At 44.8% G+C, this 811-nt stretch carries 1 protein-coding gene; it reads left to right on the top strand.

Annotation, left to right across the window (positions count from 1 at the left end; genetic code table 11):
- The coding region (locus tag R7040_RS25715) for a YbaK/EbsC family protein (RefSeq protein ID WP_318097463.1) at window positions 1-417 on the top strand (417 nt) is incomplete at its 5' end.
- Window positions 418-811 lie beyond the last annotated feature (394 nt).

The following is an 811-nucleotide window of genomic DNA, read 5'->3' as shown; positions in this document are numbered from 1 at the left end:
TTTCGTCTGCTTCCGCATCAAAGACCAGCTACAACAATTGAGGATGCCGCGCAACAACGCGGCATTCGCCCTTCTCAAATGGTCAAAGCGATATTGCTGCGAGAGATGGGCAATCAATACGCCCTCGCCTGCGCCCCTGGTGATCGCAGTGTGGATCCAAAAAAGGTACGAGCTTTACTGCAATGTCGCCGCATGACTTGTGTCGACCAGGCCGATGTAGAAGCCATCACTGGTTATAAAATTGGCACTGTGACGCCGTTATTACTCAAACGACAGATGCCGATTGTGTTTGACCCAAGCTTATTGGAAGAACGTGAAGTCACCATCAGCAGTGGGGACCGCATGGCAGGGCTGGCGTTATCCATCGACGATTTGGTTCAGTTGTGCCACCCCACCGTGGCCGAAATCTGTCGTTAACATCCAATTCATAATGCAATAAAGCGCAGTGTTCTCATCACTGCGTGATCTCCCTCATATCTATAAAAACACGCCACAGAATTTTTAATCAAAATTAAAACATAAATAGTCACCATTATAAAACTCGTATATGCTGATTCTGTTGGTTAAGTTTTCAACAAGCACTTAACCAACATAAAGTGAATCGGCTGACAGGCATGACCACGCTCGTGATGTCAGCTATCCACTTTTGTGTAATGCATCTGTGACTATTCGCCCGCTCAAGCGGGCTTTTTTTTGCTTGGAACTTTTTTCAAGCAGTCTCATCTAATCTTGTGTAAGCAAGCTATAACACTTAGGTAGAAGGTGTAGGTTTGAAAAAGAAACAATTAGCAAACAATCATTTTCCTTCTAT

The sequence above is a fragment of the Vibrio sp. 1069 genome (assembly GCF_033340555.1).
The sequence above is the reverse complement of the archived record's forward strand: the minus strand, read 5'-3'. Positions and strand labels throughout refer to the sequence as shown.